We start from the raw sequence: 7,448 nt of genomic DNA, 5'->3' as shown, positions 1-7,448 counted from the left end.
TCGCCACCAGCCTGGTTGAGCTGGTTTGCCCAGTAAATCAGGCCAGCCGGGTCAGCCGGACGGCCATAGTAGGCGATGTAAGCCTGTTGTACCTGGGAGTAGTAATCTGCAGCAGCCATGTATAAACACCCCAAAAAGGTCTGTTATTGCCGTTTAATGTGTCGGCATCGCAAGAGGGACACCCATCAAGGCAAGACAATCCACATGCGATTGACGATGCCCCGCCCCGGACGGGCCGGGACGAGGGTGAATTGTCAGTTGAGTGAAAAGCACAAAATGTGATCGCACGCACAAAACCGAAAATTCCTTGCGGACTGTTGCAAGTGCTTCCTTGATGCGTAGTTGTACTTATCGGTTGCCGGACGGCAGACGGGCAAAGGCCCGTGGGATGGGGCCGTCAACCCCGATTCTATGGAGTCGACGGCTTGCTGCTGGGTGTTACATGGCTGCCCCACTTGGGGGCTGCTCATTCTAAGCAGCGCGAATATGAAATACTGTGACGCATATCACAATTACGACAACGACCCGCAATTGTTAGTCACTCAAAGGCAAATTAGCAGCGTGTGTGCGAGCGAATAGCCAATAGCAAAAACAGCGCAAACGTTTGCACAGAATTTGCCTTGCGATCGATACATAACGATCCAATCCGCTACCGCCATTTCTTTTCCGTTGCGCTGGAAACGTTGTCATCACAACGGCATCACGGCGATGACCCGCACGCGTTCGCCCTGCGTTCGCACCAAGGTCCGACGTCACACCGCGTCACCGTCACGTCACGATCCACGCCCGCAAAAATGTGATGACCATCACATTTTGAACGCCGGGTGCACGAGATGACCTTGCGTCGTCCCCTCACCTTTCCTGCCCTGGCTATCCAACGCCGGCAACATCGCCGCCGCCTCCGCCACAACCGGGAGCGATCAATGACAAGTCAACATCCGCCCCTAATAGCAAACGTTTTCGTGCGCCTCCCGCTCTTCAAATCATTGAAATAAACCCTTCATTGCATCTTTATTGCCGAATCGATAGAACCTCGGCCACTGCATCATTGAAAGCAGAAGCAAGAGTTGAAAGCGCACCCTGACGTTTGAAAGTAAAAAGAAAGGGTTAGAACAATTGGAGTTTGGCTGAGGAATCAGGGAATGGAATCCGCTTCTATGCCGCGCCTGGAGGCACGTGAATATGCGTGCCACATCGCACCGGCAATTAAAGAATCCGGATCTCTATTTGTCTGATGAATTAGATAAATACCAAAGGTTTTACAGCCGGTTGCCGTAATACAAGTGCAAAACGCGCGAGACCAAAACGCAAGCGAACAACCGGCGCGCCATTCAACCAGAACGATTAAATCGTCGAGAGACCCACAACTTATCCGAGAGGCCAGGCACCACCCGTTGCTGAGAGACTGAATACACGATAGCTGCAAAAGCAAGATTCATCGACAAAGAACAAGCAAAACATCCGAGAGAGGCACGAAAGCTCCAGCGAACGCTCATTCGCTTCGCCGGGGTGGTTTCGATGCGCCAGGCAATGAATACCCATCACGACGTATTGAAAGATCAGGTTCTGCTTTGCAATGCAAGAGACGAAATCGTTGACGTCGCAACCAGATTCACCAAGGTTGCAACCGTCAAGGAGGGCGATTACATCTGCTTCCAGGGAGATGCGCAGGCACCGCTCATTTTCCTTATCGAAGGTCAGTTGCGCGTCTCGACGTATTCCGAGGACGGCACGGAACTCCCGGTGAGTGTCGTCAATCCGCGCGAATGCGCGGGCGAGGTTTCCATCCTCAACCGCGTGCCGGTGTGCGCCAATGTCGCCGCGGCCAAGGACAGCGTGGTCGGCCTGCTCGACCGCGCCCATGCGCGCCAGTTGCTCGGCGATCCCGATGTCGCGCGCGCGCTGAACAACCTCATGGCGCAGCGCTATATGGGCCTCATCACCGCCCGCAATGCGCATAGCCAGTCGCGCGCCGGCGCGCGCGTGAGCGCCGTGATCGAGTCGACCATCGGCGAGCGGCTGGCGGGCGATCTCCCGCTCGTCGAGCTGCCCAATCAGAGCACGATCGCGGCGATGGCGAAGGTGAGCCGCGAAACGGTCTCGCGCGTGATCTCGTCGCTGGAAAAGCGCGGCGTCATCAAGCGCGAAGGCCGCGCGATCCGCATCAACGATCGCATGGCGCTGCGCCAGCTCGCTGCCGGCTGAGCGACAAACGGCGGCTACAAATCCGCCGCTACAAACAAAAATGGCCAGCGTTGCGCTGGCCATTTTTCATGCTGCGGGCTGTTACCCCCGGACTCAGACCACCACGGTCTGCGCCTCGCCTTCCTTGCTTGCGCGCACCACGCCGATCTTCCACACCTGCTCGCCGGCTGCGGCCAGTTGGGCTACGGCAGCGTCGGCCTGATCGGCCGCCACGACCACGGCCATGCCGATGCCGCAGTTGAACACGCGGTGCATTTCCGCATCGGCCACGCCGCCGTGCTTTTGCAGCCACGAGAAGAGCGGCGGCAGCGGCCATGCGGCCTGATCCAGTTCGGCCGTGAGGCCTTCGCGCAGCACGCGCGGAATGTTTTCGACGAGACCGCCGCCCGTGATGTGCGCCATGCCCTTCACGGTAATCGTTTCCATCAGCTTGAGCAGCGGCTTCACGTAGATGCGCGTGGGCGCCATCAGCGCGTCGGCAAGCGAGCGGCCGTCAAAGTCGGCGGCGAGGTCCGGCTGCGCGCGCTCGATGATCTTGCGCACGAGCGAGAAGCCGTTCGAATGGATGCCGCTCGAAGCGAGACCCAGCACCACGTCGCCGGGGGCGATCGTGCTGCCGTCGATGATCTTGCTCTTTTCCACGGCGCCCACCGCGAAGCCGGCCAGGTCGTATTCGCCGTCGGGGTACATGCCCGGCATTTCGGCCGTTTCGCCGCCGATCAGCGCGCAGCCCGACAGTTCGCAGCCTTGTGCGATGCCCTTCACGACCGTGGCCGCCGTATCGACGTCCAGCTTGCCGCAGGCGAAGTAGTCGAGGAAGAACAGCGGCTCGGCGCCCTGCACGAGGATGTCGTTTACGCTCATCGCGACGAGATCCTGGCCGACCGTGTCGTGTTTGTTCAGATGAAACGCGAGGCGCAGCTTGGTGCCCACGCCGTCGGTGCCCGAAACGAGCACGGGCTCCTTGTACTTCTTCGGCACTTCGAAGAGCGCGCCGAATCCGCCGATGCCGCCCATCACGCCTTCGCGCAGGGTCTTCTTCGCAAACGGCTTGATGCGATCGACGAGCGCGTCGCCCGCGACCATGTCGACGCCAGCGTCGGCGTAGGAGAGGCCTTGTTCCTGCGACTGTGCCTGATTAGCGGGGCCGGATTTCGGTTGATTCATGGGGAAGCGCCAGAAGGTCGGTAAAATGCGATTTTAACCGATTGACGGCGCCTCGCCGCCGCGCCCGGAGCGAGATTTGGCGCGCACGCGCCTTCGCTCCCAACCGGAACCCTGGTTTTGCCGCAGAACACACCGTTTTTCACGCCGTATCCGCGTCGGACCGTTCACCGGACCGGGGGCTCGCACGCCCCTGGCGTCGTGTCGCGGCGACACTGCGGTGTCCGCGGTCATAGCCGCAGTCATTGCGATAGCACGCTTTACCAGAACTGATTCCGTCCAGACAGACCGTGCAGCGACAGTTAACGCTCGATCTCGGCACCCCGCCGCCATCGACCTTCGACAACTTCCATATCGGCGCCAACGCCGAGCTGGTCGCACGCCTGCGCGGTCTCGACGCGGCGCTCACGGCGGGCCCGATCTCCGACCGCACGTTCTACGTCTGGGGCGAGCCCGGCAACGGCCGCAGCCATCTGCTGCAAGCGCTCGCCTACGAAGCGCCGCCGGGCCACGTACGCTATATCGGGCCGCAAAGCGCGCTGGCCGCGTTCACGTTCGATCCGCGCGTGACGATCTACGCGGTGGACGACTGCGACGCGCTTTCGGGCGCTCAGCAGATCGCCCTGTTCAACCTGTTCAACGAGGTGCGCGCGTACCCCGCCTGCGCGCTCGTCGCGACGGGCAGCGCGCCGCCCATGGGGCTCGCCGTGCGCGAGGACCTGCGCACGCGCCTTGGCTGGGGCCTCGTGTTCCACCTCGCGCCGCTTTCCGACGAAGGCAAGGCGGCCATCCTCAAGCTCGCGGCGCGCGAGCGCGGCATTGCGCTGGCCGACGATGTGCCCGCCTACCTGCTCACGCATTTCCGGCGCGACATGCCGAGCTTGATGGGGCTGCTCGACGCGCTCGACCGCTTCTCGCTCGAACAGAAGCGCGCGGTGACGCTGCCGCTGTTGCGCACGATGCTCGCCAAGGGCGTGGGCGAGCTGGTGAGCGTCGCGAGCGCGATGGAGCCTGACGATCTGCCGCCCGAAGACGATCCGGCAACGGATGACACGGGCAAGGCAGGCGACGCGGGCGACGCCGATGCAGCGCAAACGCCGCCTGATGCGGGCGACGCACTGCTCTTGCCCCTGGCTGCCCCCGACGCCCCCGAGCCCGCCGTGGCAGACGCCGCGCCGGACGACTCCGCCCAACCCTACGAGGCGCCGAAGCCGCCCGCCTTGCAGGCGCGAGAGCCGCTGCCGGTGCCGTTCGACAAGCCGACCGACAACGTCGAAGGCGAATTGGGGGCCAAATACCGTCATGTGGTCCACAAGGAACTGGGCACCGAACTCAAGGGCGAAGTCGAAGCCGACGTGAGCAACGAAATGACCGGCGAGCTGCGCGGCGATCTCGATCCGCCTGCGGCGGCGGCGGAACAAACACCGGAACAAACACCGGAACAAACACCGGAACAAACACTGGAACAAGCGCCAGAACAAGCGCCGACCGCGCCCGAAGCACCAGACACACCCGCAGCGCCCGACTCAGCCGCCACGAACAACACGCCCGTGGATCACGCCGAAGGCGAAGCACCGCCCCGGCCCGACGCGCCTGCCGTGCCGCGCGGGCCGAACCCACCCGAATCTCCCGCGGACTGCGCCGCACCGACGCCGCCCGCCGGCGCAGGCAACGGCGGCCCCCGCTTCAAGTAAAATGAGCGCCCATGGCTAACCTTGCACTTTTCGATCTCGATCACACGCTGATCCCCACCGACAGCGACCACGAATGGGGCCGCTTCATGGTGAAGCTCGGCATCGTGGACGCCGAGCGCTTCGCCGAACAGAACGACCGCTTCTACGCCGACTACAAGGCCGGCCGGCTCGACATTCAGGCTTACCTCGTCGCCATGCTCACGCCGCTCGCGAAGTATTCGCGCGCGCAGTTGAAGGCATGGCACGACCAGTACATGCACGAAGTCATCACGCCGACCATCCTGCCGGCCGCGCTGGAGCTCGTGAAACAGCACAAGGAAGCGGGCGACCTCTGCTGCGTGGTCACCGCCACCAACGAATTCATCACGGCGCCCATCGCCGAGGCGTTCGGCGTGGAAAAGCTGATCGCGTGCGAAGTCGAAACCGTGGACGGCCATCCGACGTCGGCTTTCACCGGCCGCCCGACCGGCACGCCGAGCTACCGCGAAGGCAAGATCGTGCGCGTCGAACAATGGCTCACCTCGATCGGCAAGCGCTGGTCGGACTTCGAGCACAGCTACTTCTATAGCGACTCACACAACGACATTCCGCTGCTCGAAAAGGTCACCGACCCGATCGCCACCAACCCCGACGACACCCTGCGCGCTCACGCGCAAAAAGCGGGCTGGCGCATCCTCGATTTGTTCCAAGCCCAGTGATCAAGAAACTCATCCGCAAGCTGTTCGGCCAGGACGACGCCGAAACGGCGCAAGACAGCGAAACCCAGGCCGCCGAGCCGCGCGCCGCCGAACATGAAGGCGCGGAGGCCGGCAGCACGCGTGCGCGACGCAAGCCGGCCGGCGCACAGAAGTCATCGAAGCCGCGCGCGGCCAAGGGCGTCAGCGACCCGGCCACGCCCGTGATCCTGTCCGCCGATGTCCACGGCATCAATCCCACGCTCATCTCGCGCAACGCCGTGCGCGTGACCGAAGGCCTGCAACAGGCGGGCTTCCGGGCGTTCATCGTGGGCGGCGCGGTGCGCGACCTGCTGCTCGGCGTGGCGCCCAAGGACTTCGACGTGGCGACCGACGCCACACCCGACCAGGTGCAGAAGCTGTTCCGACGCGCGCGCATCATCGGCCGGCGTTTTCAGATCGTGCACGTGCAGTTCGGCCAGGAAATCATCGAGGTCTCGACGTTCCGCGCGCTGGTGGACGCGCCGGCCGCCGACACCGCGCCTGCCCCCGCTCCGGCGCCCGCAAAGCGCATGCGCCGCGACGAGCTCGACCGCAAGACCCACGCCGTGGACGCAAGCGGCCGCGTGCTGCGCGACAACGTGTGGGGCGAGCAGCACGAAGACGCCACGCGCCGCGACTTCACGATCAACGCGATGTACTACGACCCGGCCACGCAGACGGTGCTCGACTATCACAACGGGATGGCCGACATGCGCGCGCGCCTGTTGCGCATGATCGGCGACCCGGCCACGCGTTACCGCGAAGATCCGGTGCGCATGATGCGCGTGGTGCGTTTCGCGGCGAAGCTCGGCTTCGAGATCGAGGAACACACGCGCGAGCCGATCACGAAGCTCGCGGACCTCATCAACAACGTGCCGGCGGCGCGTCTGTTCGACGAGATGCTCAAGCTGCTGCTCTCGGGCCACGCGCTCGAATGCCTCAAGTGGTTGCGCAAGGAAGGGCTGCATCACGGCCTGCTGCCGCTGCTCGACGTGATTCTCGAACAGCCGCAGGGCGAGCGCTTCATCACGCTCGCGCTCTCGAACACCGACGCGCGCGTGCGTGCGGGCAAGCCAGTGTCGCCGGGCTTCCTGTTCGCCACGCTCCTGTGGCACGACGTGCAGCAACGCTGGCAGCAGTACACGGCCGAGGGCGAGATTCCTGTGCCGGCGCTGCATCGCGCGATGGACGACGTGATCGACGCGCAAACGGAGAAGCTCGCGATCCATCGCCGCTACTCGTCGGACATGCGCGAGATCTGGGGCTTGCAACTGCGCCTCGAAAAGCGCGGCCGCAGCGCGATGAAGCTGCTGGAACACCAAAGATTTAGAGCGGCGTATGATTTCCTCCTGCTGCGCTGCGAATCGGGAGAGCTCGACGCCGAGGTCGGCCAGTGGTGGACCGACTTCATCGACGGCGACGGCGCGGCCCGCGAAGCCCTGCTCGCGCAGGGCGGCAAGGAACGCGCGCCGCGCAAGCGCCGCCGCCGCGGCGGCGCGAAGAGCCGTAAAACGGGCGAAGATGGCGTGCCGGAGCATGGCGACGCCGGTGACGTGCGTGAAGCGAGCAGTGCAGACCATGGCGACCACGCCGGTCCGCACGAGGACTGACATCGTGCGAGGTCGCGGCACGCCGCGACGCGCATGGGTCGAACCGCAACGAAAGTCGC

General features: G+C 63.8%; 4 protein-coding genes and 1 pseudogene. 4 read left to right on the top strand and 1 reads right to left on the bottom strand.

Annotation, left to right across the window (positions count from 1 at the left end; genetic code table 11):
• The first annotated feature begins 1,530 nt into the window (after positions 1 to 1,530).
• A complete protein-coding gene (locus tag C7402_RS03915) occupies positions 1,531 to 2,205 on the top strand; it encodes a Crp/Fnr family transcriptional regulator (protein ID WP_165841773.1) in 675 nt (224 codons plus the stop codon).
• 93 nt (positions 2,206 to 2,298) lie between these two features.
• Here C7402_RS03915 and purM read toward each other — a convergent pair whose 3' ends face one another.
• Positions 2,299 to 3,372, bottom strand: a complete 1,074-nt coding sequence (purM, locus tag C7402_RS03910) for a phosphoribosylformylglycinamidine cyclo-ligase (RefSeq protein ID WP_112171854.1) — start codon at positions 3,370 to 3,372, stop codon at positions 2,299 to 2,301.
• A 287-nt stretch (positions 3,373 to 3,659) separates the two neighbouring features.
• Here purM and hda point away from each other — a divergent pair.
• From hda to pcnB, 3 genes and pseudogenes are all read left to right on the top strand, one after another.
• Positions 3,660 to 4,337: pseudogene (hda, locus tag C7402_RS03905) on the top strand (DnaA regulatory inactivator Hda); the annotation flags it as partial.
• A gap of 737 nt (positions 4,338 to 5,074) precedes the next feature.
• Positions 5,075 to 5,761, top strand: a complete 687-nt coding sequence (locus tag C7402_RS03900) for a histidinol-phosphatase (RefSeq protein ID WP_116609643.1) — start codon at positions 5,075 to 5,077, stop codon at positions 5,759 to 5,761.
• The gene (gene pcnB, locus C7402_RS03895) at positions 5,758 to 7,389 is read left to right on the top strand and encodes a polynucleotide adenylyltransferase PcnB (protein ID WP_116609642.1); all 1,632 of its coding nucleotides are present in this window, start codon (positions 5,758 to 5,760) and stop codon (positions 7,387 to 7,389) included. Before C7402_RS03900 ends, pcnB begins: the two co-directional genes overlap by 4 nt.
• Positions 7,390 to 7,448: the final 59 nt, after the last annotated feature.

This window comes from Paraburkholderia unamae, from assembly GCF_003096875.1.
In the GTDB taxonomy this organism is placed as follows: domain Bacteria; phylum Pseudomonadota; class Gammaproteobacteria; order Burkholderiales; family Burkholderiaceae; genus Paraburkholderia; species Paraburkholderia unamae.
This window is presented reverse-complemented; position numbering and strand designations above follow the sequence as displayed.

Excerpts from the sequence above, each read along its gene's own strand:
- purM (WP_112171854.1), bottom strand. The coding sequence starts at position 3,372 with ATGAATCAACCGAAATCCGGCCCCGCTAATCAGGCACAGTCGCAGGAA.
- C7402_RS03915 (WP_165841773.1), top strand. The coding sequence starts at position 1,531 with ATGAATACCCATCACGACGTATTGAAAGATCAGGTTCTGCTTTGCAAT.
- C7402_RS03900 (WP_116609643.1), top strand. The coding sequence starts at position 5,075 with ATGGCTAACCTTGCACTTTTCGATCTCGATCACACGCTGATCCCCACC.